General features: G+C 54.7%; 24 protein-coding genes. 16 read left to right on the top strand and 8 right to left on the bottom strand.

Features of this window, described 5'->3' with window-relative positions; genetic code table 11:
• Positions 1-2 precede the first annotated feature (2 nt).
• The 4 genes from accB to BWI76_RS25510 form a co-directional block, all read right to left on the bottom strand.
• Complete coding sequence (accB, locus tag BWI76_RS25535) at positions 3-476, bottom strand: acetyl-CoA carboxylase biotin carboxyl carrier protein (protein ID WP_004125844.1); 474 nt, start codon at positions 474-476, stop codon at positions 3-5.
• A 393-nt stretch (positions 477-869) separates the two neighbouring features.
• Positions 870-1,469 (bottom strand): protein-methionine-sulfoxide reductase heme-binding subunit MsrQ, encoded by a 600-nt coding sequence (gene msrQ, locus BWI76_RS25520; protein WP_004139694.1) that lies wholly within the window; start codon positions 1,467-1,469, stop codon positions 870-872.
• Positions 1,469-2,470: a protein-methionine-sulfoxide reductase catalytic subunit MsrP gene (msrP, locus tag BWI76_RS25515; protein ID WP_049090443.1), complete on the bottom strand. Its 1,002-nt coding sequence runs from the start codon at positions 2,468-2,470 to the stop codon at positions 1,469-1,471. The genes msrQ and msrP overlap by 1 nt, the downstream gene beginning before the upstream one ends.
• A 77-nt stretch (positions 2,471-2,547) precedes the next feature.
• The gene (locus tag BWI76_RS25510; protein ID WP_004139700.1) at positions 2,548-3,522 is read right to left on the bottom strand and encodes an MDR family oxidoreductase; all 975 of its coding nucleotides are present in this window, start codon (positions 3,520-3,522) and stop codon (positions 2,548-2,550) included.
• 219 nt (positions 3,523-3,741) lie between these two features.
• On the opposite strand from BWI76_RS25510, the gene csrD reads away from it, so the two are divergent.
• The 9 genes from csrD (at position 3,742) to fucR (ending at position 16,852) form a co-directional block, all read left to right on the top strand.
• A complete protein-coding gene (gene csrD / locus BWI76_RS25505) occupies positions 3,742-5,682 on the top strand; it encodes an RNase E specificity factor CsrD (RefSeq protein WP_004139703.1) in 1,941 nt (646 codons plus the stop codon).
• A 305-nt stretch (positions 5,683-5,987) separates the two neighbouring features.
• Entirely contained in the window at positions 5,988-7,031 is a 1,044-nt protein-coding gene (gene mreB, locus BWI76_RS25500; RefSeq protein ID WP_002918653.1) for a rod shape-determining protein MreB, read from the top strand.
• Between the two features lie 70 nt (positions 7,032-7,101).
• Positions 7,102-8,088: a rod shape-determining protein MreC gene (gene mreC, locus BWI76_RS25495; protein WP_004139707.1), complete on the top strand. Its 987-nt coding sequence runs from the start codon at positions 7,102-7,104 to the stop codon at positions 8,086-8,088.
• Positions 8,088-8,576: a rod shape-determining protein MreD gene (gene mreD, locus BWI76_RS25490; RefSeq protein WP_004139709.1), complete on the top strand. Its 489-nt coding sequence runs from the start codon at positions 8,088-8,090 to the stop codon at positions 8,574-8,576. Before mreC ends, mreD begins: the two co-directional genes overlap by 1 nt.
• A gap of 7 nt (positions 8,577-8,583) precedes the next feature.
• Complete coding sequence (locus BWI76_RS25485) at positions 8,584-9,165, top strand: Maf family protein (protein ID WP_004139711.1); 582 nt, start codon at positions 8,584-8,586, stop codon at positions 9,163-9,165.
• Between the two features lie 2 nt (positions 9,166-9,167).
• Positions 9,168-10,637, top strand: a complete 1,470-nt coding sequence (gene rng / locus BWI76_RS25480) for a ribonuclease G (RefSeq protein ID WP_004125826.1) — start codon at positions 9,168-9,170, stop codon at positions 10,635-10,637.
• Between the two features lie 78 nt (positions 10,638-10,715).
• A complete protein-coding gene (yhdP, locus tag BWI76_RS25475; RefSeq protein WP_004139713.1) occupies positions 10,716-14,513 on the top strand; it encodes an AsmA2 domain-containing protein YhdP in 3,798 nt (1,265 codons plus the stop codon).
• An 88-nt stretch (positions 14,514-14,601) separates the two neighbouring features.
• Positions 14,602-16,047 (top strand): metalloprotease TldD, encoded by a 1,446-nt coding sequence (tldD, locus tag BWI76_RS25470; RefSeq protein ID WP_024360655.1) that lies wholly within the window; start codon positions 14,602-14,604, stop codon positions 16,045-16,047.
• A 58-nt stretch (positions 16,048-16,105) separates the two neighbouring features.
• Entirely contained in the window at positions 16,106-16,852 is a 747-nt protein-coding gene (gene fucR / locus BWI76_RS25465; RefSeq protein WP_024360656.1) for an L-fucose operon activator, read from the top strand.
• Here the strand turns inward: fucR and aaeR are convergent.
• Complete coding sequence (gene aaeR, locus BWI76_RS25460) at positions 16,849-17,778, bottom strand: HTH-type transcriptional activator AaeR (protein ID WP_004139722.1); 930 nt, start codon at positions 17,776-17,778, stop codon at positions 16,849-16,851. The two genes, fucR and aaeR, sit on opposite strands and share 4 nt — an antisense overlap.
• 131 nt (positions 17,779-17,909) lie before the next feature.
• On the opposite strand from aaeR, the gene aaeX reads away from it, so the two are divergent.
• The 4 genes from aaeX to BWI76_RS25440 all read left to right on the top strand — a co-directional run bounded on the left by aaeX (position 17,910) and on the right by BWI76_RS25440 (position 21,442).
• Positions 17,910-18,113: a p-hydroxybenzoic acid efflux pump operon protein AaeX gene (gene aaeX, locus BWI76_RS25455; protein ID WP_002918640.1), complete on the top strand. Its 204-nt coding sequence runs from the start codon at positions 17,910-17,912 to the stop codon at positions 18,111-18,113.
• Positions 18,114-18,120: 7 nt separating this feature from the next.
• Entirely contained in the window at positions 18,121-19,053 is a 933-nt protein-coding gene (gene aaeA / locus BWI76_RS25450) for a p-hydroxybenzoic acid efflux pump subunit AaeA (RefSeq protein WP_004139725.1), read from the top strand.
• A 5-nt stretch (positions 19,054-19,058) separates the two neighbouring features.
• Positions 19,059-21,026, top strand: a complete 1,968-nt coding sequence (aaeB, locus tag BWI76_RS25445) for a p-hydroxybenzoic acid efflux pump subunit AaeB (protein ID WP_024360657.1) — start codon at positions 19,059-19,061, stop codon at positions 21,024-21,026.
• A 140-nt stretch (positions 21,027-21,166) separates the two neighbouring features.
• Positions 21,167-21,442, top strand: coding sequence for a barstar family protein (locus BWI76_RS25440; protein WP_004139730.1), 276 nt, complete (start codon positions 21,167-21,169; stop codon positions 21,440-21,442).
• 50 nt (positions 21,443-21,492) lie between these two features.
• On the opposite strand, the gene yhcN-B is transcribed toward BWI76_RS25440, so the two are convergent.
• The 3 genes from yhcN-B to argR form a co-directional block, all read right to left on the bottom strand.
• The gene (gene yhcN-B, locus BWI76_RS25435; protein WP_004106229.1) at positions 21,493-21,759 is read right to left on the bottom strand and encodes a DUF1471 family stress response protein YhcN-B; all 267 of its coding nucleotides are present in this window, start codon (positions 21,757-21,759) and stop codon (positions 21,493-21,495) included.
• A gap of 103 nt (positions 21,760-21,862) precedes the next feature.
• Positions 21,863-22,126, bottom strand: a complete 264-nt coding sequence (yhcN, locus tag BWI76_RS25430) for a peroxide/acid stress response protein YhcN (protein ID WP_004106226.1) — start codon at positions 22,124-22,126, stop codon at positions 21,863-21,865.
• Positions 22,127-22,480: 354 nt separating this feature from the next.
• On the bottom strand, positions 22,481-22,951 hold the full coding sequence (argR, locus tag BWI76_RS25425) for a transcriptional regulator ArgR (protein ID WP_004106225.1): 471 nt from the start codon (positions 22,949-22,951) through the stop codon (positions 22,481-22,483).
• A gap of 412 nt (positions 22,952-23,363) precedes the next feature.
• On the opposite strand from argR, the gene mdh reads away from it, so the two are divergent.
• The 3 genes from mdh to BWI76_RS25410 all read left to right on the top strand — a co-directional run bounded on the left by mdh (position 23,364) and on the right by BWI76_RS25410 (position 25,715).
• Entirely contained in the window at positions 23,364-24,302 is a 939-nt protein-coding gene (mdh, locus tag BWI76_RS25420) for a malate dehydrogenase (RefSeq protein ID WP_004139734.1), read from the top strand.
• A gap of 131 nt (positions 24,303-24,433) precedes the next feature.
• On the top strand, positions 24,434-25,078 hold the full coding sequence (locus tag BWI76_RS25415) for a GntR family transcriptional regulator (RefSeq protein WP_064343271.1): 645 nt from the start codon (positions 24,434-24,436) through the stop codon (positions 25,076-25,078).
• On the top strand, positions 25,050-25,715 hold the full coding sequence (locus tag BWI76_RS25410) for a GntR family transcriptional regulator (protein WP_004139740.1): 666 nt from the start codon (positions 25,050-25,052) through the stop codon (positions 25,713-25,715). The genes BWI76_RS25415 and BWI76_RS25410 overlap by 29 nt, the downstream gene beginning before the upstream one ends.
• Positions 25,716-25,778: the final 63 nt, after the last annotated feature.

The raw sequence follows: 25,778 nt of genomic DNA, 5'->3' as shown, positions 1-25,778 counted from the left end.
CGTTATTCGATGACGACCAGTGGCTCGTCAAATTCTACCGGTTGACCACTTTCGACCAGAATGGCTTTCACCACGCCGGATTTATCGGCTTCGATCTGGTTCATCATTTTCATGGCTTCAACGATGCACAGGGTATCGCCCGCGTTAACTTTCTGACCGATTTCGATGAAGGCTTTCGCGTCCGGGCTCGGGGTGCGGTAGAAAGTACCAACCATTGGGGAACGTACGATGTGGCCACTGATTTCCGCTGCCGCAGGGGCTTCCATTGCTGGCGTTGCCGCAGAGGCGACTGCGTTAGACAGCGCTGGCTGTTGCTGCATCATCGGTGCGGCATAAGCCTGTTGCATCACCGGGAAACCTGCATTTGGCGCGGCACGGCTGATGCGTACAGACTCTTCGCCTTCAGAAATTTCCAGTTCGGAGATGCCTGATTCTTCAACCAGCTCGATCAGTTTTTTAATCTTACGAATATCCATGAGTGGGTTCCGTACTCTTTGTTTAGTGTGATTGTGACAGGCGTGTTAGCACCGTCTGTAAAGCATATGAATTACTGCTGTTGCAAGACGCCGCGCTTCTTCAGAAGCCGACAGGTTAAGCCTCCGATGCTCGAAAGCAAAAAGCGAAACTTATCGGCCAATATGCGGCTATCTTCTGCCATTCTCGGGTAAAAAACAAAATATACCTTCGATGCGCGATTGTCACCTTTTCGGGACTCAAAAAGCCCGTCAGGAAAACCAAAGTCGCACATTATAACGATTTCGTAGCAATTGGCAGCTAAATACTGGTCTTATCAGGGAAGATTATCAACCGCTATCGTGAAAAGAGTGGCGGTTGATAAAAGAACTGCGGGAAACTGCACATATCCGGAATTAGCGCCACCACTGGCGGAACTTCTTGTATCGCCATGCCAGAAGCAGGACCGCCAGCAGCGCATAAATTATCGGTTGCGGGGATAAAATCTTCACCGACCACAGGTAGTGGATGGGGGCGAGGATCGCGACAACATAGACGAAGTTATGCAATGTTTGCCAGCGACGCCCCAATTTTCGCTGCATCGCTTGCGTTGACGTCGCCGCCAGCGCCAGCAGAATCAGCCAGCTGATTAACCCCAGCGTCAGGTAGGGGCGGGTGAACACTTCTGTACCCAATAGCGTCAGATTGTTAATCCCAAGTTCGAGCAGCGTATAGCTGGTCAAATGCAGCGTTGCCCAGGCAAAGCACCATAAACCGAGTAAACGCCGGGTGCGTATCAATAACGGCTGTTTAGCGTAGCGCGCCAGCGGCGAAACAAGCAAGGTAGCCAGCAGGAATTTAAGAGCCATCCTACCGGTGAAGTGCTGGATATCCTTTGCCGGATCGGCGCTGAAATACCCTTGATGCCCGGCCCAAAACAGCCAGACAAAAGGCAAAAAGCCGGCAAGATGGAGAAGCGCTTTCAGCCAGGTTATCTGCTTTACAGTCAGGCGCACTAGTAATTCTCCCGCAGGTTCAGGCCCCGGTAGAGCGAGGCCACTTCCTCGGCATAGCCGTTGAAGAGCAACGTTGGCTGGCGTTTGACGTCGAGTACGCCGCCTGCGCCGATAAAGCGCTCGGTTGCCTGCGACCAGCGGGGATGATCGACATGCGGGTTGACGTTGGCGTAGAAGCCATATTCCTCAGGCCCGGCGAGGTTCCAGGTGGTGGGGGGACGTTCACGAGTCAGTTCGATACTGACGATCGACTTTATCCCTTTGAAACCGTACTTCCAGGGAACGGTGAGTCGAACCGGCGCGCCGTTTTGCGGGGGCAACGCTTTGCCATACACGCCGACGCTGAGCAGCGTCAGAGGATGCATGGCTTCATCGAGCCGCAGCCCTTCGACATAGGGATACGCCAGCCCGCCGCCGATAAAACGATCCTTCTGGCCCGGCATCTGTTCAGGCGCATAAAGCGTTTTAAACGCGACGTAGCGTGCATTGCTGGTGGGTTCGACCAGCGACAGCAGTTTATGTAGCGGGAAGCCGACCCACGGAATCACCATCGACCAGGCTTCGACGCAGCGCATGCGGTAAATTCTCTCCTCCAGCGGGAAGCGGCTGGTCAGGTCGTCATGATCGAGCGTGAGGGGTTTTGCCACTTCACCGCCGATCGTTAGCGTCCAGGGGTCAGTGCGCAGGCTTCCGGCATTTGCCGCCGGATCGGCTTTATCCAGGCCGAACTCATAAAAGTTGTTGTAGCCTGATACCTTATCTTCCGGCGTTAACGTGAGATTGTTTTGCCATTGCGCCGGTTTATCGAACGTCAGCGCTTTACCCGCCGGTGCCGGCGGGCGGTCGTTGCCTTTAAACCAATCCAGCAGGTCAGCTTGCGCGGAGGGGGAGAGGGAAAGGGCGGTCGCGCTAATCCCCAGCATTTTCAGGACCTGGCGACGTTGCAACATAAAAACGGATTCTGCCGTCACGTCGGCTTCCGTCAGTTTTTTGGGTTTCATGGCATCCTCCGTCATGCGTTTTTCTTAGCATGGCGGAGGCGCAGCGTTATTGCGAATATGTCACGAAAAATTGCAGATTAGGCGATTTTGACCAGCGTGCGGCCCTGAATTTTATTGCTCATGATCTTATCGGCAAACGCAGGGGCTTCCGCGAGGGTGATTTCCGTTGCGCTTTGCGCGTAGAAAGATTCCGGGAGATCGCGAACCAGCCGCTGCCAGGCCTCGGCCCGGCGCGCGGGAGGGGTCATCACCGAGTCAACGCCCTGCAGGCGCACGTTACGCAGAATAAAGGGCATCACGGTAGTGGGCAGAGCAAAGCCGCCTGCCAGACCGCAGGCGGCGACGCAGCCGCCGTAGTTCATCTGCGCCAGTACTTTTGCCAGCACTTTATCGCCAACGGTGTCAACGGCACCGGCCCACAGCTGTTTTTCCAGCGGCCGGGTTTCGGCGAACTCATCGCGGCTAAGAATGCGCTGAGCGCCGAGGTTTTTAAGATATTCATGCGTGCTTTCGCGCCCGGAAACCGCCGCCACCTTGTACCCGAGATGATGCAGCAAAGCGACCGCGGTGCTGCCGACGCCGCCGCTGGCCCCGGTGACCACCACTTCGCCGTCTTCAGGACGGATCCCGGCGTCTTCCAGCGCCATCACGCACAGCATCGCGGTGAAACCCGCGGTACCAATCACCATGGCTTTACGTCCATCCAGGCCTTGAGGCATCGCCACCAGCCAGTCGCCTTTAACGCGAGCGCGCTCCGCCAGACCGCCCCAGTGGTTTTCCCCCACGCCCCATCCGGTCAGCAGCACCTGCTGGCCGGCGTGGAAGCGAGGATCTTCGCTGCTGTGGACAAAACCGGCAAAATCGATGCCAGGAATCATCGGAAAGTTGCGGATAATTTTTCCTTTCCCGGTGATAGCCAGCGCATCTTTATAGTTGAGGCTGGACCATTGGACATCCACTGTCACATCGCCCTGTGGCAGCTGGCTGGCGTCAATGGTTTGCACCGAAGAGAGAGTTTTGCCATCCTGCTGTTCTAAGATTAAAGCCTGCATGCGCCGGTCCTCATAGGTTGGATGATTGGAAAATTTTTTCTGCAGACTATACTCGCTAACGGCATTATTACACCGACGTAACGCAATAAATTGCCAGATGCGCCAGCTTTGATAGTATGCGTCGCTCTTTAGAAAGTTAGTGCTTACTTTAGTTTAGGCGCCAGCACAGGAGCCCGGATGTTTATCGGGTAGTCATTCACACGCGGAGTTAACACAGGGATGCGATTAACGACGAAATTCTCAGCTTTTGTCACGTTGCTCACCGGCCTGACGATCTTTGTCACGCTGATTGGCGCTTCGCTGAGTTTTTATAACGGCATTCAGCTAAAAATGACTAACCGCGTTCAGGCGGTGGCGACGATGCTGGATAACCGTCTGGTCTCTATGTCCTTTGACCAGATTGAACCGCAGATGGATGAACTGATGACGCCGGTCGAAGCGGTGCGCGTTGATTTTCAGCTCAATGGCAAGTCGGTCTATAGCCATTCTCGCACCGATAACTATCGCCCTTTAGGCAGCAGCAAGCAGTTTCGCGCTATCACGGTCCCGTCGCTCAAACACCCAGGTATGGCTATCCATCTGGTATACCTGGATCCCATGGCCAATTACTTCCGTTCACTGCACGTCACCGCGCCGCTTTCCATCGCCATTGGTTTTATGGTGCTGATTATCTTTTTCTCCGTGCGCTGGATCCGTCGCCAGCTGGCGGGCCAGGAGCTCCTGGAGCTTCGCACTGCGCGTATTCTTAATGGCGAACGTGGACCGCAGGTGCGCGGATCGGTACACGAGTGGCCAGCGAACACCAGTAGCGCGCTGGATATGCTGCTATCCGAACTTCAGTTCGCCAGCGATCAGCGAAGCCGCATGGATACCCTGATTCGTTCCTATGTCGCGCAGGATTCAAAAACCGGGCTGAGTAACCGATTATTTTTTGATAACCAGCTATCGACGCTGCTTGAAGATCAGGAGAAGGTGGGGTCATACGGCATCGTTATGATGATCCGCCTGCCGGATTTCGACCTGCTTCGCGATAACTGGGGGCGCGCGGCGACCGAAGAGCATTACTTTACGCTGATCAACATGCTTTCCACTTTCATCATGCGTTACCCTGGCGCGCTGCTGGCTCGCTACCATCGCAGCGATTTTGCCGTCTTGCTTCCGCATCGTACGTTAAAAGAGGCGGACAGCATTGCCGGGTTGCTATTGAAAGCCATGGACGCTCTGCCGCCGACGCGCATTCTCGATCGTGACGATATGATGCATATCGGGATCTGTGCTTTCCGTAGCGGGCAAACGGCGGCTCAGGTGATGGAACATGCGGAAGCGGCTACGCGCAATGCGGTGCTGCAGGGCAGCAATAGCTGGGCTGTCTATGATGACTCTCTGCCGGAGAAAGGGCGTGGCAACGTGCGCTGGCGTACCCTTATCGAGCAGATGCTCAGCCGAGGCGGGCCGCGACTTTACCAGAAACCGGCGGTGACTCGCGACGGTCGCGTACATCATCGCGAGCTAATGTGCCGTCTGTATGATGGCAAGGAAGAGGTGATTGCGGCGGAATATATGCCGATGGTGCTGCAGTTTGGCCTGGCGGAAGAGTATGACCGCCTGCAAATTACGCGACTGCTGCCGTTTTTAGGCTTCTGGCCGGAAGAAAACCTCGCGCTGCAGGTGACGGTTGAGTCTTTAATCCGCCCCCGATTCCAGCGCTGGCTGCGCGATACTTTGATGCAATGCGAAAAATCGCACCGTCGACGTATTATTTTTGAACTTGCAGAGGCGGATGTTTGTCAATATATCGGCCGCCTGCAGCCGGTTATGCGGTTGGTTAACGCTTTAGGTATTCGGATCGCCGTTGTTCAGGCCGGTCTGACGCTGGTTGGAACTAGCTGGATCAAGCAGCTCGACGTTGAAGTGATTAAGCTGCATTCGGGGTTATCGCGCAATATAGAAAAACGCAGTGAAAATCAGCTGCTGGTCCAGAGCCTGGTTGAGGCCTGTAAAGGAATGCCGGTTCAGGTTTTCGCAACCGGCGTGCTCAGCCGAAGCGAGTGGCAGGTGCTGTCTCAATGCGGTGTTACCGGCGGTCAGGGGGAATTTTTTGCCGCCTCACAGCCACTTGACACAAATGTGAAAAAATATTCGCAAAGATACTCTGTTTGATCTGCCGTTTAGCGTGATTTCACGTAGAATAATGCGCGCCATAGTGATGGGGGTGTGCTTGTCTACCTGCCGGATTGTCGCAATGTAAATGCCAGTGAATGACCTTTGACAGGTTGCAGATTCAAGCGCGGAGCGCTGCTGAAGATTTCTGCGTCGGACGGACTCAGTCAAATTTGTAACAAAGGTAACGAACTGCACTAATTTTCACCGCAGCAGATGATTTTTGCGCCTTGTCGCTGCTGCGCGTGGTTGGTAAAGTAAGCGGATTTTGTTTTCCGCCCCAGCTTTCAGGATTATCCCTTAGTATGTTAAAAAAATTTCGTGGCATGTTTTCCAATGACCTGTCCATTGACCTGGGTACCGCGAATACCCTGATTTATGTAAAAGGACAAGGCATCGTATTGAATGAGCCTTCCGTTGTGGCCATTCGTCAGGATCGTGCCGGATCGCCGAAAAGCGTCGCCGCTGTGGGTCATGAAGCGAAGCAGATGCTTGGGCGTACACCGGGCAACATTGCAGCTATTCGCCCAATGAAAGACGGCGTTATCGCCGACTTCTTCGTTACCGAAAAAATGCTCCAGCACTTTATTAAACAGGTGCACAGCAACAGCTTTATGCGTCCGAGCCCGCGCGTGCTGGTCTGCGTACCGGTTGGCGCGACCCAGGTTGAACGTCGCGCGATTCGCGAATCCGCACAGGGCGCTGGCGCCCGTGAAGTCTTCCTGATTGAAGAGCCGATGGCGGCTGCGATCGGCGCCGGTCTGCCGGTCTCCGAAGCGACGGGTTCGATGGTTGTGGATATCGGCGGCGGTACCACTGAAGTGGCGGTTATCTCTCTGAACGGTGTGGTTTACTCCTCCTCCGTCCGTATCGGCGGCGACCGTTTTGACGAAGCCGTCATTAATTATGTCCGTCGTAACTATGGTTCCCTGATCGGCGAAGCGACCGCAGAACGTATTAAACACGAGATCGGTTCCGCTTATCCGGGTGATGAAGTTCGCGAAATCGAAGTTCGCGGGCGTAACCTTGCTGAAGGCGTGCCGCGCGGCTTTACGCTGAACTCTAACGAAATCCTCGAAGCGCTGCAGGAGCCGTTGACCGGCATCGTCAGCGCGGTGATGGTCGCGCTGGAACAGTGCCCGCCGGAATTGGCTTCCGATATCTCCGAACGCGGAATGGTTCTGACCGGCGGTGGCGCACTGCTGCGCAACCTTGACCGTCTGTTAATGGAAGAGACAGGAATACCTGTCGTAGTTGCAGAAGATCCACTGACCTGCGTCGCTCGTGGCGGCGGCAAGGCACTGGAAATGATCGATATGCACGGCGGCGACTTGTTCAGCGAAGAGTAGTCAGCCTGAGATCCGGGTAGCTGGCCTACGGCTGCCCCGATCTTAACTGACACGAGAATACGCATAGCCTATGAAGCCAATTTTTAGCCGTGGCCCGTCGCTACAGATTCGCCTTATTCTGGCGGTTTTGGTGGCGCTTGGCGTGATAATCGCCGACAGCCGCCTGGGTACGTTCAGCCAAATTCGAACGTACATGGATACTGCCGTCAGCCCTTTCTACTTTGTTTCTAATGGTCCACGGGAATTGCTGGATAGCGTTTCGCAAACGCTGGCCACCCGCGACCAGCTCGAACTGGAAAACCGCGCGTTGCGCCAGGAACTGTTGCTGAAGAACAGCGATCTGCTGATGCTGGGCCAGTACAAGCAGGAGAACGCGCGTCTGCGGGAACTGCTGGGCTCTCCGCTGCGTCAGGACGAGCAAAAAATGGTGACCCAGGTCATCTCAACGGTTAACGACCCCTATAGCGATCAGGTCGTTATCGATAAAGGCAGCGTTAACGGCGTTTATGAAGGCCAGCCGGTGATCAGCGATAAAGGCGTTGTGGGTCAGGTGGTGGCGGTGGCGAAACTGACCAGCCGCGTGCTGCTGATTTGCGATGCCACGCATGCGTTACCGATTCAGGTACTGCGTAACGATATTCGCGTGATTGCCGCAGGCAACGGCTGTACCGACGATTTGCAGCTGGAACATCTGCCGGCCAATACCGATATTCGCGTCGGCGACGTCCTGGTGACTTCGGGCCTCGGCGGTCGCTTCCCTGAAGGGTATCCGGTAGGGGTGGTTTCGTCCGTTAAGCTGGATACGCAGCGCGCGTATACGGTGATTCAGGCGCGTCCGACAGCCGGTCTGCAGCGCCTGCGTTACCTGCTGCTGCTATGGGGAGCCGATCGCAACGGCGCGAATCCGATGACGCCGGAAGAGGTTCATCGCGTAGCGAATGAACGCCTGATGCAGATGATGCCGCAGGTTCTGCCTGCGCCGGATGCGATGGGGCCGCAGATGCCGGCTCCGGCAACCGGTATGTCACAGCAGTCTCAGCCAGCGGGGGGGCAATAGTGGCAAGTTACCGTAGCCAGGGACGCTGGGTTATCTGGCTCTCGTTTCTTATCGCACTATTGCTGCAAATAATGCCCTGGCCGGCGGACATTAGCGTTTACCGGCCAAACTGGGTATTGCTTATCCTGTTGTACTGGATCCTCGCGCTGCCCCACCGGGTTAATGTCGGCACAGGCTTTGTGATGGGGGCGATCCTCGATCTCATCAGCGGCTCGACGCTTGGCGTTCGCGCACTATCATTAAGTATTGTGGCTTATCTGGTCGCGCTGAAATATCAGCTGTTCCGCAATCTGGCGCTCTGGCAACAGGCTCTGGTAGTCGTCATGTTATCCCTCGCCGTGGATATCATTGTTTTCTGGGCAGAGTTTTTAGTGATCAACGTCTCTTTCCGTCCGGAAGTGTTCTGGAGTAGTGTAGTAAACGGTGTGCTCTGGCCATGGATTTTCCTGCTGATGCGTAAAGTGCGCCAGCAGTTTGCGGTGCAATAAGGTTGATATGACGACTCTGTATCTTGCTTCAGGTTCTCCGCGTCGGCAGGAACTGCTGACTCAGCTTGGCCTCGCTTTTGAGCGCGTGGTTCCCGGTATTGAGGAACTGCGCCGCCCGCAGGAGAGCGCTCAGCAGTATGTGGTCCGTCTGGCGCGCGAAAAGGCGCAGGCTGGCGTCGCGCTGGCACCGCTCGATCTGCCCGTTTTGGGCGCGGATACCATTGTCATCCTGAACGGTGACGTGCTGGAAAAACCGCGCGATGCCGGGCACGCCGCAGAAATGTTGCGCATGCTTTCCGGGAAAACCCATCAGGTGATGACCGCCGTGGCGCTGGCCGATAAGCAGCAGACGCTGGATTGCCTGGTGGTCACGGAGGTTACTTTCCGCGTGCTCTCAGTACAGGATATCGCCGATTATGTCGCCAGCGGCGAACCGTTAGATAAAGCAGGTGCATACGGTATTCAGGGGTTGGGTGGCTGTTTCGTCAGGAAGATAAATGGCAGCTATCACGCCGTAGTTGGCTTACCGCTAGTGGAAACGTATGAGTTGCTAAGTAACTTTAACTCACTGCGTGAAGAAAAGGGATAAAGATGACTGCTGAACTATTAGTTAACGTAACGCCATCAGAAACGCGCGTCGCTTACATTGATGGCGGTATTCTTCAGGAAATTCATATTGAGCGTGAAGCGCGACGCGGAATAGTAGGCAATATCTACAAGGGTCGTGTCAGTCGGGTGCTGCCGGGAATGCAGGCGGCTTTTGTAGATATTGGCCTGGATAAGGCCGCGTTTCTGCACGCTTCCGATATTATGCCGCATACCGAGTGCGTGGCGGGCGAAGAGCAAAAGCAGTTCGCCGTCCGCGATATCTCCGAGCTGGTGCGTCAGGGGCAGGATTTAATGGTGCAGGTGGTGAAAGATCCTCTCGGCACCAAAGGCGCCCGCCTGACCACCGATATCACCATTCCTTCTCGCTATCTGGTCTTTATGCCCGGGGCTTCGCACGTCGGCGTCTCTCAGCGTATTGAAAGCGAAGCGGAACGCGAACGCCTGAAAAAAGTGGTCTCTGAATACTGTGACGAACAGGGCGGATTCATTATCCGTACCGCGGCGGAAGGCGTTCATGAGCAGGAGATGGCCGCAGATGCCGCCTATCTCAAGCGCGTCTGGACAAAAGTGATGGAGCGCAAAAAGCGCCAGCAGACGCGTTATCAAATGTATGGTGAGCTGGCGCTGGCGCAGCGCGTGCTGCGTGATTTCGCCGATGCGCATCTTGACCGTATTCGCGTGGACTCCCGTCTGACCTACGAATCGCTGCTTGAGTTTACCGCCGAATATATTCCGGAGATGACCAGCAAGCTGGAGCACTACAGCGGCCGCCAGCCGATTTTCGATCTTTTCGACGTGGAAAACGAAATTCAGCGCGCGCTGGAGCGTAAAGTTGAGCTGAAATCAGGCGGTTATCTGATCATTGATCAAACGGAAGCGATGACCACCGTTGATATCAACACCGGCGCATTCGTCGGTCACCGTAATCTTGACGATACTATCTTTAATACCAATATTGAGGCGACCCAGGCGATTGCTCGTCAGCTACGGCTGCGCAATCTCGGTGGGATTATCATCATTGATTTCATTGATATGAACAATGAAGATCACCGTCGCCGGGTGCTGCACTCTCTTGAGCAGGCGCTGAGCAAAGACCGGGTTAAAACCAGCATTAACGGCTTCTCCCAGCTTGGACTGGTAGAGATGACCCGCAAGCGCACACGTGAAAGCGTGGAGCACGTGCTGTGTAATGAGTGTCCTACCTGCCACGGGCGCGGTACGGTGAAAACGGTGGAAACGGTGTGCTATGAAATCATGCGCGAAATCGTGCGCGTGCATCATGCCTACGATTCCGACCGATTCCTGGTCTATGCTTCTCCTGCGGTAGCGGAAACGCTGAAAGGGGAAGAGTCGCACGCGCTGGCAGAAGTCGAGATCTTTGTCGGTAAGCAGGTCAAAGTACAAATTGAACCGCTCTATAATCAAGAGCAGTTTGATGTCGTAATGATGTAATCATCCGTTTGCTTGCTGATGTCGGGATAAAGAGGCGGGCGAAAGGATGACGCGTAACAGGCTGACAAGGAGAGATGCGTGAGGCGACTGCCCGGGATATTACTGCTCACCGCGGCAACATTGATTGTTGTCGTCGCACTGCTGGTGAGCGGTCTGCGTCTCGTTCTGCCGCAGTTGAACAGCTGGCGTCCACAGGTGCTGGAAAAAGTCTCCGCGATGGCCGGCGTGCCGGTCGATGCCTCAAACATTGTCGCCAGCTGGCAGACGTTTGGCCCGACGCTTGATGTCCGTGATGTTAAGGCCGGCCTGAATGACGGCGGTGAGCTTTCCGTCAAACGCGTCACTCTGGCACTCGACGTCTGGCAAAGCCTGCTGCATATGCGCTGGCAGTTTCGCGATCTAACCTTCTGGCAGCTGCAGATTCATACCAATACTCCTATTCAAACCAATAACGGCGGTGAAGGGCTGAAAACCGACCGTATCAGCGATCTTTTTCTCCGCCAGTTCGACCACTTTATCCTTCGCGATAGCCATCTGAGCTTCCTGACGATCTCGGGTCAGCGGGCAGAACTCTCGATCCCGCAGCTTACCTGGCTGAACGGTAAAAATCGCCATCGCGCTGAGGGGCAGCTTAGTCTTAGCAGCCTGACCGGCCAGCATGGCGTGATGCAGGTGCGCATGGACCTGCGCGATGAAGACGGCTTGCTCAATAAGGGGCGCGTCTGGCTTCAGGCCGATGATATCGACGTTAAGCCATGGCTTGGTCGCTGGATGCAGGACAACATCGCCCTGCAAAGCGCGCGGTTTAGCCTCGAAGGCTGGATGACTATCGATAAAGGCGACGTCGCCAGCGGGGATGTATGGCTGAAAAAAGGCGGCGCCAGCTGGCAGGGCGACAAAGATAAGCATCATCTCTCGGTTGATAATCTGACGGCGCACATCTATCGCGATAATCAAAGCTGGGGCTTTGACATCCCTGATACGCGCATTTCGATGGATAATAAACCCTGGCCGCGCGGCGCGCTGTCGATGGCGTGGATCCCGGCTCAGGATGTGGGTGGAAAAAATGGTCAACGCAGCGATGAGCTGCGCATTCGCGCCAGCAATCTTAACCTTAGCGGCCTGACCGGGCTGCAGCCGATGGCGGATAAACTGGCGCCGTCGCTGGGCGAAATCTGGCGTACGACGCAGCCGGACGGCAAAATTAACCTTCTGGCGCTGGATATTCCGCTGCAGATGGCGGAAAAAACGCGCTTTCAGGCGGACTGGAGCGACATGTCCTGGAAGCAGTGGAAGCTGCTGCCAGGGGCTGAGCATTTCTCCGGCAACATTGCCGGTAGCGTGGAAAACGGTACCCTGCATGCCCGCATGACGCAGGCGAGAATGCCCTATGAAACGGTCTTTCGCGCGCCGCTGGAGATCGCCCGGGGCGATGCGACCCTCAGTTGGGTGAAGAATGACAAAGGTTTTATGCTCGATGGTCGCGACATCGACGTACAGGCAACCGGCGTTCGCGCCCGCGGCGGGTTCCGCTATCTACAGCCGCAGGGTGATGAACCCTGGCTCGGTATTCTGGCCGGTATCAGTACCAACGACGGCGGTCAGGCATGGCGCTACTTCCCGGAAAATCTGATGGGCAAAGCGCTGGTGGATTACCTCAGCGGAGCGATTAAAGGCGGCCAGGCCACCGATGCCACGCTGGCTTATGGCGGCAACCCGCACCTTTTCCCGTATAAGCATAATGAGGGGCAATTCCAGGTTACGGTGCCGCTCAAGAACGCCACCTTTGCCTTTCAGCCTGACTGGCCTGCGCTAACCGGCCTGAATATCGACCTTAACTTTATCAATGACGGACTATGGATGAAGGCCGATAAGGCGATGCTCGGCAAAGTGACCGCCAGCAATCTCGACGCGGTAATTCCCGACTATTCGCGTGAAAAGTTATTAATTGATGCCGATGTTAACGGTCCGGGTAAAGAAGTTGGCCCTTATTTTAACGAGACGCCGCTGAAAGAGACGCTGGGGGCGGCGCTGGGTGAGCTTCAGTTGGACGGTGGTGTGAGCGCTCGCTTACATCTTGATATCCCCCTGGATGGCGAGATGACCACCGCTAAGGGTGATGTCCGGCTGAACAATAACAGCTTATTTATCAAGCCTATTGATACTACATTGCAGAACCTGAGCGGTAAATTCAGCTTCGTAAACGGCGACCTGAAAAGCGAACCGATGAGCGCGACCTGGTTTAATCAGCCGCTGAATATCGATTTCTCGACCACCGAAGGCGCGAAAGCATTCCTGGTAGACGTCGGGATGAACGCCAGCTGGCAGCCCGCGCGTACCGGTTTACTGCCGAAAGCCCTGGAAGGCACCCTGAGCGGCAGCGTGCCCTGGGACGGTAAAGTCGCGATTGAACTTCCGTATCGCGGTAGCGCGAGCTATAAGGTGGATGTTAACGCTGACCTGAAGAATGTAAGTAGTCACTTACCTGCGCCGGTCGATAAACAGGCCGGTGAGCCTTTGCCGGTAAACATTAAGGTTGATGGCGGCCTAAGCAGCTTTACTCTGGCTGGCTCCGTGGGGGCGAAAAATCATATCAATAGCCGCTGGCTGCTGGGTCATAAGCTGACTCTGGACCGCGCTATTTTAACCACTGACAGTAAAGCCGTGTCGCCGCTTCCCGAGCAGCCTGGCGTGGAGCTGAATATGCCGCCGATGGATGGCGCGCAGTGGCTTGCGCTGTTCCAGGGCGGCGGGGCCAATGACGTCAGCAGCAATATGGTTTTCCCCGAGCAGGTCACGCTGCGTACGCCGGTGTTAACGATGGCGGGCCAGAGCTGGAATAACGTCAGCCTTGTTTCCCAACCCGGCGCCGGAGGGACGAAGATTGAAGCCCAGGGGCGTGAAGTTAACGCCACCCTGACGATGCGCAAAAACGCGCCGTGGCTGGCAGCCATTCGCTATCTCTACTACAACCCCACTGCAGCGAAAAGCGGCGGGACGGAAAAAAGCAGCGGCCCTCTGGCTGACGCCAAAATTGATTTCCACGGCTGGCCGGACCTTCAGCTTCGCTGCGCCGAGTGCTGGCTGTGGGGGCAAAAATATGGTCGCATCGAAGGCGATTTTGATATCCGCGGCGATACCCTGACGCTGGCAAATGGCCTGGTGGATACCGGGTTTGGCCGCCTGACGACCGATGGCGTATGGGTAAGCGCGCCGACGGGCGTACGAACCTCTTTAAAAGGTAAACTGCACGGTAATAAAACCGATGATTTCGTCAACTTCTTCGGCGTGTCCACGCCGGTAAAAGGTTCATCGTTTGATATTGATTATGACCTTCACTGGCGTGCGCCGCCGTGGCAGCCCGATGTTGCCTCGCTGAACGGGATCCTGAAAAGCCGTCTTGGGAAAGGCGAGTTTACCGATCTCAGCACCGGCCACGCCGGCCAGCTGCTGCGTTTGTTGAGCGTTGACGCGCTGCTTCGCAAGCTGCGTTTCGACTTTAGCGATACCTTCAGCGAAGGTTTCTACTTCGATTCCATTCGCAGTACGGCGTGGATTAAAGACGGCGTTATGCATACCGACGATACGCTGGTTGATGGTCTGGAAGCGGATATCGCCATGAAGGGGTCGGTGGATCTTGTCCGCCGTCAGCTGGATATGCAGGCCGTGGTCGCGCCGGAAATTTCCGCGACCGTGGGCGTCGCCGCGGCCTTTGCCGTTAACCCGATAATCGGCGCCGCGGTCTTTGCCGCCAGTAAGGTGCTGGGGCCGCTGTGGAATAAGGTTTCAATTCTGCGCTATCGCATCACCGGTCCTATCGATCAGCCGCAAATTAACGAAGTGCTGCGCCAGGCGCGGAGCGACAAAAAGCAATGATTTGACGATTGTGCGTAATTACCGCACTCTCAATAGAGAGCCTATTTTATTTCCGCCCGAGAGGCGGCAACAAACGAGTAGCAAAACGATGAGTCTGAACCTGGTAAGTGAACAATTACTGTCGGCAAACGGCCTGAATCATCAGGATCTGTTTACCATTCTTGGCCAACTGGCCGAGCGCCGTCTGGATTACGGCGATCTCTATTTTCAGTCGAGCTATCACGAGTCCTGGGTTCTTGAAGACAGCATCATTAAAGATGGTTCGTACAATATCGACCAGGGCGTCGGCGTCCGTGCGGTGAGCGGGGAAAAAACCGGCTTTGCCTATGCGGACCAGATTAGCCGACTGGCGCTGGAACAGAGCGCGCAGGCGGCGCGTACCATTGTACGCGACCACGGCGATGGTAAAGTTCATACCCTCGGCGGAGTGGAGTACAGCTCCCTCTATACCAGCATCGACCCGCTGCAAAGCATGAGTCGGGAAGAGAAGCTGGATATTCTGCGCCGGGTAGATAAAACCGCTCGCGCGGCCGATAAACGGGTGCAGGAAGTTTCCGCCAGCCTGACCGGCGTCTACGAGTTAATTCTTGTGGCCGCCACCGACGGCACGCTGGCGGCGGACGTGCGCCCGCTGGTTCGTCTTTCCGTCAGCGTGCTGGTGGAAGAGGATGGCAAACGCGAACGCGGCGCCAGCGGCGGCGGCGGTCGCTTTGGCTACGACTATTTCCTGGCCTCCCAGGATGGCGATGTGCGCGCGGATGTTTGGGCGAGAGAAGCCGTGCGTATGGCGCTGGTCAATCTGACCGCCGTCGCCGCGCCCGCCGGAATGCTGCCGGTCGTACTGGGCGCGGGCTGGCCTGGCGTGCTGCTTCATGAAGCCGTCGGTCACGGACTGGAAGGCGATTTTAACCGTCGGGGGACGTCGGTATTCAGCGGCCATATGGGTGAGCTGGTGGCCTCAGAGCTGTGCACCGTAGTGGATGATGGCACCATTGCCAACCGTCGCGGCTCCGTCGCCATTGATGACGAAGGTACCCCGGGTCAGTATAACGTTTTGATTGAAAACGGCATTCTCAAAGGCTATATGCAGGACAAGCTCAATGCCCGGCTGATGGGCGTGGCGCCAACCGGCAACGGTCGTCGCGAATCCTACGCGCATCTGCCTATGCCGCGTATGACCAACACCTACATGCTGGCGGGAAAATCCACGCCGCAGGAGATTATCGAATCGGTCGATTACGGCATCTACGCGCCGAACTTTGGCGGCGGTCAGGTGGATATCACCTCCGGCAAATTTGTCTTCTCCACGTCTGAAGCCTACCTGATTGAAAAAGGCAAAGTGACCAAAGCGGTGAAGGGGGCGACGCTTATCGGTTCAGGTATCGAAGCGATGCAGCAGATTTCGATGGTGGGGAACGATCTGAAGCTGGACAGCGGCGTCGGCGTTTGCGGCAAAGAGGGCCAGAGCGTACCGGTTGGCGTCGGTCAGCCAACGCTCAAAGTGGATAAACTCACCGTCGGCGGTACTGCCTGATACCTCTCAATGCGCTTTCGCTCGCGGCGAAAGCGCACATCACCTCCGCGGGGTCGCGATGAAAGCCGCGCGTCAGCAGCAGATAGTCGAGTTACTCAGTCAGCACCACACCCTAACTACTGAAGCGTTATCCCAGCTTCTGCAGGTCAGCATCGAGACCGTTCGTCGCGATTTGAGCGAGCTGCAGAAACAGGGGAGTATCCAGCGTAGCCACGGACAGGCGCGCGTTCTCCTGCGCGATAATCACAACGGCGAGAAGCCGTTTCATCGCCGCGTGAAAAGCCATTATGCCCATAAATCTGATATTGCCCGTACCGCGCTGGCGTGGATTGATGAAGGCATGACGATCGCGCTGGATGCCAGCTCAACCTGCTGGTTTCTGGCGCGTCAGCTACCGAATAGTAACCTGACGGTGTTTACCAACAGCCATCCGGTCTGCGTAGAGCTGGGCCGCCGTGAGCGGATCCAACTGATCAGCGCCGGTGGTCAGCTTCAGCGTCAATATGGCTATTACGTTAACCCTGCGCTGTTATCGCAGGTCAAATCGCTGGAGATCGATCTATTCATTTTTTCCTGCGAGGGGATCGATAACGACGGCGTGCTCTGGGATTCCAGCGCCAATAATGCCGCTTACAAATCGCTGCTGCTGAAACGGGCGGCACAGTCGCTATTGTTAATCGACAAAAGCAAATTTCATCGCTCCGGCGAGGTGCGCATCGGCAATCTCCGCGACGTGACGCAGATCATTTCCGATGCCGGGCCTGATAATACGTTATTACCCTTTTTCGCAGGCTCTGGCCGCTAGCGGGCTATCCCCCGACCGCGCATACCCTGGTAAATATTTGCCACCCCGACGAAATACTCAGTCAGATAATTAATGCATACCTGTACCTTCAGGGGCAGCTTATCTTTCTCGGTATATAGCGCGTACACCGGGCGCGGATCGGACTGGTAGCTCGGCAGCAGAATCTCCAGTTCGCCGCGGTTGATCTCTTCGATCGCCCACATCAGCGGAACGTAAGCCACGCCGACGCCTGCCGTTAGCCAGCGCACCAGCGTCATCGGATCGTTAGTGACGAATCTGCCCTGAGGGATCAGCTTGGTTGAAATGCCTTCCGGGGCGATGATTTCAAATTCGTTATCCGGCCGGACGCTGTATTCCAGCCAGGAGTGGCTGGCGAGATCCGCCGGCTTTTCCGGACATCCGGCGTGCTGGAGATAGCTTTTCGCCGCGCAGAGCACCATTGGCATAGAGCCCAGACGGCGGGAAAAGAGGCTGGAGTCCTGCAGCGCTCCCACGCGAATCACCACGTCCAGACCGTCCGCGATCAGGTCCGGCGCCGGGATGCCGGTGACCAGGTTGATGGAGAGCCCCGGGTGCTCTTTGAGCATATCGGCCGTTATGCGAGCCAGGACATTCTGTGCCATAGTTGAAGAACAGCCGATGCGCAGCGTACCGATGGGCGTATTGTTAAACGCGTATAGCTGTTCATGGACATCCTGGACTTCGAACAGCATCCGCCGACAGCCTTGATAATATATTTTTCCCGCTTCGGTTAAGCCAAGACTGCGCGTACTGCGGTTGAGTAGCTTAACCTGCAGCTCATCTTCCAGTTTAGCTACCGTCTGGCTGATGGAAGAAACGCTCATCTGGAGCTGGCGGGCCGCGGCGGTAAAGGAACCTAATTCCACCACTCTGGCAAATACGGACATGCGTTTTAATCGTTCCATTATTCACTCTGGCTTAAAAGTGATTTAGATCACACATTATAGATAAGACCGCAATTGTTACGTTACTATATAGTTAGCTTAATAATAAACGCATCGCGCATATCACCTGTACGCTTCTTATCAAGGTCATCATGAGTCTGTTTCCTGTCATTGTGATTTTCGGCTTGTCGTTTCCGCCGATCTTCTTTGAGTTGCTATTGTCGCTAGCCATCTTTTGGCTGGTGCACCGCCTGCTGGTTCCGACCGGCATCTATGATTTTGTCTGGCATCCGGCACTGTTTAATACCGCGCTCTATTGCTGCCTGTTTTATCTGATATCGCGTTTGTTCGTTTGAGGTAGATGTGAAAACACTAACAAGAAATATCCTCCGTACCGCAATCACTGTGATACTGGTTATCCTGGCATTTGTGGCGATTTTTCGCGCATGGGTGTATTACACCGCCTCGCCCTGGACGCGCGATGCGCGCTTTAGTGCGGATATTGTGGCCATCGCTCCCGATGTTTCCGGCCTGATTTCGCAGGTGAATATCAAGGATAACCAACTGGTTAAGAAAGACCAGGTTTTGTTCGTCATTGACCAGCCGCGTTACCAGAAAGCCTTAGCTGAGGCTGAAGCCGATGTCTCCTATTACCAGACTCTGGCGCAGGAGAAGCGCGTTGAAGCCGGCCGTCGTAACCGCCTTGGCGTCCAGGCCATGTCCCGGGAGGAGATTGACCAGGCGAATAACGTTCTGCAAACCGTTGAGCATCAGTTGGCAAAAGCGACCGCGAGTCGCGATCTGGCGAAGCTTGATCTTGAACGCACGGTCATTCGCGCCCCGGCTGACGGCTGGGTGACGAACCTGAACGTCTACAGCGGCGAGTTTATCACCCGCGGTTCTACCGCGGTTGCGCTGGTCAAGCAGAATACCTTCTATGTGATGGCCTACCTGGAAGAGACCAAGCTTGAGGGCGTGCGCCCCGGCTTCCGCGCCGAAATTACCCCGCTGGGAAGCGTGCAAACTCTTAAAGGCACCGTCGACAGCATCGCTGCTGGGGTCACCAATGCCAGCAGCAGCAGCGATACGAAAGGGCTGGCCTCTATTGACTCTAATCTTGAATGGGTACGCCTGGCGCAGCGGGTGCCGGTACGTATTCACCTTGACCAGCAGCAGGGCAACCTCTGGCCGGCCGGGACGACCGCGACGGTGGTGATCACCGGTAAAGACGACCGCGATTCCAGCCGGACAAGTTTCTTCCAGAAACTGGCGATGCGCCTGCGTGAGTTCGGTTAATCGCCATGGGGATTTTCACCATCGAACCCCGGCATCTCCGCTTTGCCGTTAAATTAGCCTGTGCGGTAGTGCTGGCGTTATTCGTCGGTTTTCACTTTCAGCTGGAAACACCGCGCTGGGCGGTGCTTACCGCAGCCATCGTGGCCGCCGGCCCGGCGTTTGCCGCCGGCGGAGAGCCTTACTCCGGGGCTATCCGCTATCGCGGGATGCTGCGTATTGTCGGTACCTTTATCGGCTGTATCGCCGCGCTGGCGATTATCATCCTGATGATTCGCGCCCCGCTGCTGATGGTGCTGGTCTGCTGCCTGTGGGCAGGGTTCTGTACCTGGATCTCCTCGCTGGTGCGGGTTGAGAACTCCTATGCCTGGGGCCTGGCGGGCTATACCGCGCTTATCATTATTATCACTATCCACGAAGAGCCGATGCTGGCGCCGCAGTTCGCCGTCGAACGGTGCAGTGAAATTGTTGTTGGTATCGTCAGCGCCATCGTGGCCGACCTGCTATTTTCGCCGCGTTCGATTAAAAAAGAGATCGACCTTGAGCTGGATAACCTGCTGATCGATCAATACCGCCTGATGCAGCTTTGCGTGGCGTATGCCGATAAAGATGAAGTCGATAAGGCCTGGAGCGCGCTGGTTCGCCGCACCAACGGACTGGAAGGGATGCGCGGAAACTTAATTATGGAGTCTTCGCGCTGGGCAAAAGTGAACCAGCGGCTGAAGGCGATCAATACCCTCTCTCTGACCTTAATTACCCAAGCCTGTGAAACCTATTTGATTCAGAATACCCGGCCTGAGATGGTCACCGATGACTATCGCGAGCTGTTCGCTGAACCGGTTGAGACCGTGCAGGACGTGCACCGCCAGTTAAAGCGGATGCGCCGCTTTTTGACCTGGAAGGGAGAGCACAATACGCCGGTGACGATCTACAGCTGGGTCGGGGCCGCGACGCGCTATCTGCTTTTGAAGCGGGGCGTGGTCGGCAATACCAAAATCAGCCGTATTGAAGCGGAAGTGCTGCAAGGCGAAGTGGTGGTGAAGGCGGAATCCGCCGAGCGACACCATGCGATGGTCAACTTTTGGCGTACGTCTATCTCCTGTATCCTCGGTACGCTGTTCTGGCTGTGGACCGGCTGGACTTCAGGGAGCGGGGCGATGGTGATGATCGCAGTTGTTACGGCCTTAGCGATGCGTTTACCTAATCCGCGAATGGTGGCTATCGATTTCCTCTACGGCACGCTGGCGGCATTACCGCTGGGGGCGCTGTTTTTCCTCGTGATTATGCCCGCGACGCAGCAAAGTATGCTGCTGCTGTGCATCAGCCTGGCGGTGATGGCATTTTTTATCGGTATCGAGGTGCAAAAGCGGCGGCTGGGTTCGCTGGGGGCGCTGGCCAGCACCATTAATATTCTGGTGCTGGATAATCCGATGAAGTTTCAATTCAACCAATTTCTGGATAGCGCCTTAGGCCAGATCGTGGGGTGTTTCCTCGCGCTGATGGTGATCTTACTGGTTCGCGATAACTCTCAGGCTCGCACCGGTCGCGTGTTGCTCAACCAGTTTGTCTCGGCGGCGGTATCATCGCTGACCACCAATACGGCGCGACGCAAAGAAAACCATTTGCCGGCCCTGTATCGTCAGCTCTTTTTGTTGCTGAATAAATTCCCCGGCGATATCGCGCGCTTTCGTTTGGCGCTGACCCTGATTATTGCCCATCAGCGCCTGCGCGACGCGCCAGTACCGATAAATGACGACCTGTCGGTATTTCACCGGCAGCTGCGTCGTACGGCGGATCGCGTCATTTCCGCCAGCAGCGATGATAAGCGCCGCTACTATTTTGCCCGCCTGCTTGATGAGCTGGATATCTACCAGCAAAAATTACAGCTCTGGGAAGCCTCTCCGCAGGTGACCGAGCCGGTGCGAAGGCTGGTGGAGATGCTGCATAAGTACCAGCATGTATTAACCAATAGCTAGCCGCCAGAACCGACGCCTGAAGCGTCGGTTTTTTTATCGCTATACTTAATTGTCTGAGTATGAATTCCACCGTCAGAGTGGAACTACACGCCGGGATGACCGGGCTATGAAAAGTTGCAGGTGTGGACAGGATGCGGGCAATGGCTACCTATACCTTTGATTTTGATGAAATAGCTGAACAGCAGGATTTTTATCGTGAGTTTTCACGTACCTTTGGCTTAGCGCGTGAGAAGGTGAACAACCTTGATTCGCTGTGGGAAGCGGTGACCGCCGGGCTGCTGCCCCTGCCGCTGGAGATTGAGTTTATTCATTTAAGCGATAATCAGCGACGGCGCTTTGGCGCGATAATATTGCTATTTGATGAGGCGGAAGAAGAGCTGGAAGGGGAGCTTCGTTTTAATGTGCGGCAGCCATAAAAAAGCCCCCGACAGAGCGGGGGCAAGTCGTCGGATAAGACGACGAGGGTTTATTTGTACAGCTCAGCCGTAGCGTGCCAGTTATCGCCGGTACGGGCTTCAATAATACGGTAGCTGCTGGCGCCTTCTTTTTCAGCTTTAGCCGCCAGTTCCTGGCGCATATCCATCGGCGCGCTGCCTACCTGAGAAACGGAAACGGTGCCCATGGACTGCAGATTTTGCGCCTGTTCAGCGTTCACTTGATTAACGGCGGCGTTTGCGCCGAAAGAGAGAACGGAAGCCAGACCCAGGGATGCGATGATAATTGCGCTTTTCATAATTTTTTCTCCAACCTTATTATTTGCAGCGGCGGAAGGTTTTAATGAACCTGAGGCCGCTGGAGAGATTCTGTTTCAGTTAATGACCGACAATCGTTAAATCTTATTTATACAGTTCAGCCGTAGCGTGCCAGTGGTCACCGGTACGTGCTTCGATAATGCGATAAGAGGAAGCACCTTCTTCTTGCGCTTTCTTGTTCAGCATTTCGTGCATATCCATCGGGGAAGAACTTACCGCGCCGACGGAAACGGTGCCGATTGCCTGACGGCCTTGAGCCTGTTCGCTGTTAATGGAGTCAGCGGCGAAGGCGCCGAAAGACAGAACGGAAAGGATGCTTAATGCTGCTACAGTGGTTTTGATTTTCATGATGTTCACCTCGTCGAATCTTTTTGTTGGGGGTCTTTGTTTCGTGACCCTCATCACAAAATCAAGTATACACTAATCACTGAAAATATTAATACCTTGCTAATTGTTTTTCATGTAAATAATCACAAAGAAATGTCTTTTTTATAACGTATAAGAATTAGAAATGTCACAATTTCGCCAGGATAGGCAATAATAATTAATAAAATCATTAAGTTATATGGATTTGATCTTTTGTGCGCTTAAGCCGGTTTCATCACGTAAATGAATGTATAGAAGCGGAAAAACACACAAAATGTTAAAGAAATGATAATTTTTTGAAGGAATATCCTCTGGCGTTAACCAGAGGGAAGGGCATCAGAGTTCCTGCTCAAACAGGACGAGGATAGCGTCATGCAGCTCTTTAACGGTAAAACCCCTGGCCGGAGTGGTAAAGATAGTATCATCACCGGCAATGCTGCCGAGAATACCCTCGGCTTTGCCCAGGGAGTCCAGAAGCCGGGCGATCAGCTGTGCTGCGCCTGGGCTGGTATGAATAACCACGACCGAATCGTTATAGTCGATATCCAGCACCAGGTTTTTTAGCGGGCTGGAGGTCGTCGGGACGCCAAGCTCGGCGGGCAGGCAGTAAACCATTTCCATTTTGGCGTTACGCGTGCGTACGGCGCCAAACTTGGTGAGCATACGTGAGACTTTCGATTGGTTGATATTATCGAAGCCTTCCTCTTGCAGGGCCTGTACGATTTCACCTTGAGAGCTGAATTTTTCTTCTTTAAGCAGCGCTTTAAACGCCTTAACCAGTTCTTCTTGTTTTGCCGAACTACGCATAAGTCACCCAATTATGGTGGTAAAAACAACATCATTATGCATAAACATGCATTTTTATGCAAATAATCCGCGGGGAGAAGCGTAAATAATGTTATGAAGGGCGCATATTTTAGCAAAAAACCCTAATAAGGAACATGCTTTCGTCACGGGGCGCAAATTGCTACAAAAGTAAATGAAATGTTATTAAATGATGTTGTTCTGCTCAACGCGCTGGGTGTATTGTAACCAACAGTCGATCCGGTACTACGCTTTGCTGGATGGTCAGTCTCAGGGAGGAAAATGCGAAGCTGCTGCATCGCTGCGCACGACCACGCATTCTTCAGCCATAATTATTGTAATTGTTCATCTTGTGAATTAAGGTCCAGGCGACGGAGTAACGAAAGACTATTTTAACCATAATAAGGAGTTTAGGATGAAAGTTGCAGTCCTCGGCGCCGCTGGTGGAATTGGCCAGGCGCTTGCCCTACTACTTAAGACCCAACTGCCTTCAGGTTCAGAACTCTCGTTGTACGACATCGCTCCGGTAACGCCGGGCGTGGCGGTTGATCTTAGCCATATCCCTACCGATGTAAAAATCAAAGGTTTTTCCGGCGAAGACGCCACCCCTGCGCTGGAAGGTGCTGATGTGGTGCTGATATCCGCGGGCGTAGCGCGTAAGCCCGGTATGGATCGCTCCGATTTATTCAACGTTAATGCCGGTATTGTGAAAAATCTGGTACAGCAAATCGCCAAAACCTGCCCGCAGGCCTGCGTCGGGGTTATCACCAACCCGGTGAACACCACCGTGGCGATTGCCGCAGAAGTGCTGAAAAAAGCCGGTGTTTACGATAAGAACAAGCTGTTTGGCGTCACGACGCTGGATATTATCCGCTCGAATACCTTTGTCGCTGAACTGAAAGGCAAATCTTCGTCAGACGTTGAGGTTCCGGTGATTGGCGGCCACTCCGGTGTGACTATTCTTCCTTTACTGTCACAAATTCCGGGCGTCAGCTTCAGCGAGCAGGAAGTGGCGGATTTGACTAAACGCATTCAAAACGCCGGTACTGAAGTTGTTGAAGCAAAAGCCGGTGGCGGCTCAGCAACGCTATCAATGGGGCAGGCCGCCGCGCGGTTCGGTCTCTCTTTAGTTCGCGCCATGCAGGGAGAGAAAGGCGTGGTGGAATGCGCCTATGTTGAAGGTGATGGCCAATATGCCCGCTTCTTCTCGCAGCCGCTGCTGTTAGGTAAAAATGGCGTAGAGCAGCGTCAGTCTATCGGTAAACTGAGCGCGTTTGAGCAGCAGGCGCTGGAGGGGATGCTGGATACGTTGAAGAAAGATATCGCCCTTGGCGAAGATTTTGTGAATAAATAACGTTTCATAAAAAGAGAAGCCGGAGCCTGGGTTCCGGCTTTTTTATGCCTTTCTCCCGCCCCGGAATGACTCAACCTGCTGGTAAATCTGCTAAACTCCCCGCGTCTTGAGCGGCAACAAACGAGGACGTCGTGAAAAAAATTGAAAGAAAGCAGACCAGGGACCACATTACTCAAATGATCCGTTACGAGATCCTTTCCGGCAGTATGAAACCGGGGGATGAGCTCGCGCAGGAGAGTATTGCGGAACAGCTGGGGCTTTCTCGTATGCCGGTTCGTGAAGCGTTACAGGCCCTGGAGCAGGAAGGGTTTCTGGTGCGCTTGCCAAACCGCCATATGCAGGTCTCACGGCTGGAGCCTGACCACGTCAGCCACATTTTCCAGGCCATTGCGGCGATGGCAACAGCGCTTTTTTCACTGGTGCCCGCGGCAGCAGGCGAGTCGCTGGCTACCAGAGCGCGAGAGCTGGGGCATCCCGGTGAGAGGACACGGGAGCTGGCGTTTCATCAGGCGCTCATTTCTTATATTGATAACCGCTATCTGGAAAAGATTTATCAGCAGTTTTTAGATGGTTATATCGGCTATGTCATTCTGTATCTGAAAGAGGATAATCAGGAGTCGGCGCAAATACTCAGTTCTCTGATGGATGCTATCCAACAAGGCGATCGCGCCGAGATCGCGCAGGAAACGCAGCGTTATTTCCTCTCTCTGGCAGAAATAATGCGTCAACACATGAAGGATTGGGAAAGTGCAGAAGCCTCGATTAGGGAAAATTAAGCTTCTTTCAGCGAAAGAGCAGGTCGCGGCAGTATTACGTAAAGCGATACTGTCGCGAGATTTAGTTGAAGGGCAAGAAATTACCCTTGAAGGGATCGCCAGCATGGTTGGCGTATCCAGTATGCCCGTGCGTGAAGCATTTCAGATACTGGCTGCGGATGGGCTGATTAAAGTCCGCCCCAATAAAGGGGCGGTTGTGCTGGGGATTAACGAACAAACGATTCGCGAGCATTACGAGATTCGCGCGCTGCTGGAGAGTGAAGCGGTCGCTAAAGCTTCTCGCCCTGGGACGGACATTTCGCGCATTGCCGAAGTCCATTACGCTGCGGAAAAAGCGCTGGCGGAAAATAACTCAGCTGAATATTCTGACCTCAATCAGGCTTTTCATATGGAGATATGGAATGCGGCCGGAAACGGCAAAATGAAGCTGCTGCTCAGCAATATGTGGAACGGGCTCTCGATGGGGCATAAGGTCACCGAGGAGGAGTATGCGATCATTTCCATACGCGAGCATAAAGGGATTTTACAGGCCCTGGAGCAGCATAATGAAGCGCTGGCCCGTCAGCGAATGCGCGAGCATATCATCCGTTCGATGGAGAATATGCTGACGCGCTACGTCGGCGAGCCCTCGGCCTGACCTCACCGCCTGCACGATCGTTGCAGGCGTCTTACCTATTCACCCCATAAATTAATTCCTCTA

The sequence above is a fragment of the Klebsiella sp. M5al genome (assembly GCF_002090195.1).
GTDB lineage: Bacteria > Pseudomonadota > Gammaproteobacteria > Enterobacterales > Enterobacteriaceae > Klebsiella > Klebsiella grimontii.
Note: the sequence above shows the minus strand (reverse complement) of the source record. Positions and strands in the feature narration are given on the sequence as shown.

Excerpts from the sequence above, each read along its gene's own strand:
- accB (WP_004125844.1), bottom strand. The coding sequence starts at position 476 with ATGGATATTCGTAAGATTAAAAAACTGATCGAGCTGGTTGAAGAATCA.
- msrP (WP_049090443.1), bottom strand. The coding sequence starts at position 2,470 with ATGAAACCCAAAAAACTGACGGAAGCCGACGTGACGGCAGAATCCGTT.
- BWI76_RS25510 (WP_004139700.1), bottom strand. The coding sequence starts at position 3,522 with ATGCAGGCTTTAATCTTAGAACAGCAGGATGGCAAAACTCTCTCTTCG.
- csrD (WP_004139703.1), top strand. The coding sequence starts at position 3,742 with ATGCGATTAACGACGAAATTCTCAGCTTTTGTCACGTTGCTCACCGGC.
- mreB (WP_002918653.1), top strand. The coding sequence starts at position 5,988 with ATGTTAAAAAAATTTCGTGGCATGTTTTCCAATGACCTGTCCATTGAC.
- mreC (WP_004139707.1), top strand. The coding sequence starts at position 7,102 with ATGAAGCCAATTTTTAGCCGTGGCCCGTCGCTACAGATTCGCCTTATT.
- BWI76_RS25485 (WP_004139711.1), top strand. The coding sequence starts at position 8,584 with ATGACGACTCTGTATCTTGCTTCAGGTTCTCCGCGTCGGCAGGAACTG.
- rng (WP_004125826.1), top strand. The coding sequence starts at position 9,168 with ATGACTGCTGAACTATTAGTTAACGTAACGCCATCAGAAACGCGCGTC.
- tldD (WP_024360655.1), top strand. The coding sequence starts at position 14,602 with ATGAGTCTGAACCTGGTAAGTGAACAATTACTGTCGGCAAACGGCCTG.
- fucR (WP_024360656.1), top strand. The coding sequence starts at position 16,106 with ATGAAAGCCGCGCGTCAGCAGCAGATAGTCGAGTTACTCAGTCAGCAC.
- aaeR (WP_004139722.1), bottom strand. The coding sequence starts at position 17,778 with ATGGAACGATTAAAACGCATGTCCGTATTTGCCAGAGTGGTGGAATTA.
- aaeX (WP_002918640.1), top strand. The coding sequence starts at position 17,910 with ATGAGTCTGTTTCCTGTCATTGTGATTTTCGGCTTGTCGTTTCCGCCG.
- aaeB (WP_024360657.1), top strand. The coding sequence starts at position 19,059 with ATGGGGATTTTCACCATCGAACCCCGGCATCTCCGCTTTGCCGTTAAA.
- BWI76_RS25440 (WP_004139730.1), top strand. The coding sequence starts at position 21,167 with ATGGCTACCTATACCTTTGATTTTGATGAAATAGCTGAACAGCAGGAT.
- yhcN-B (WP_004106229.1), bottom strand. The coding sequence starts at position 21,759 with ATGAAAAGCGCAATTATCATCGCATCCCTGGGTCTGGCTTCCGTTCTC.
- yhcN (WP_004106226.1), bottom strand. The coding sequence starts at position 22,126 with ATGAAAATCAAAACCACTGTAGCAGCATTAAGCATCCTTTCCGTTCTG.
- argR (WP_004106225.1), bottom strand. The coding sequence starts at position 22,951 with ATGCGTAGTTCGGCAAAACAAGAAGAACTGGTTAAGGCGTTTAAAGCG.
- mdh (WP_004139734.1), top strand. The coding sequence starts at position 23,364 with ATGAAAGTTGCAGTCCTCGGCGCCGCTGGTGGAATTGGCCAGGCGCTT.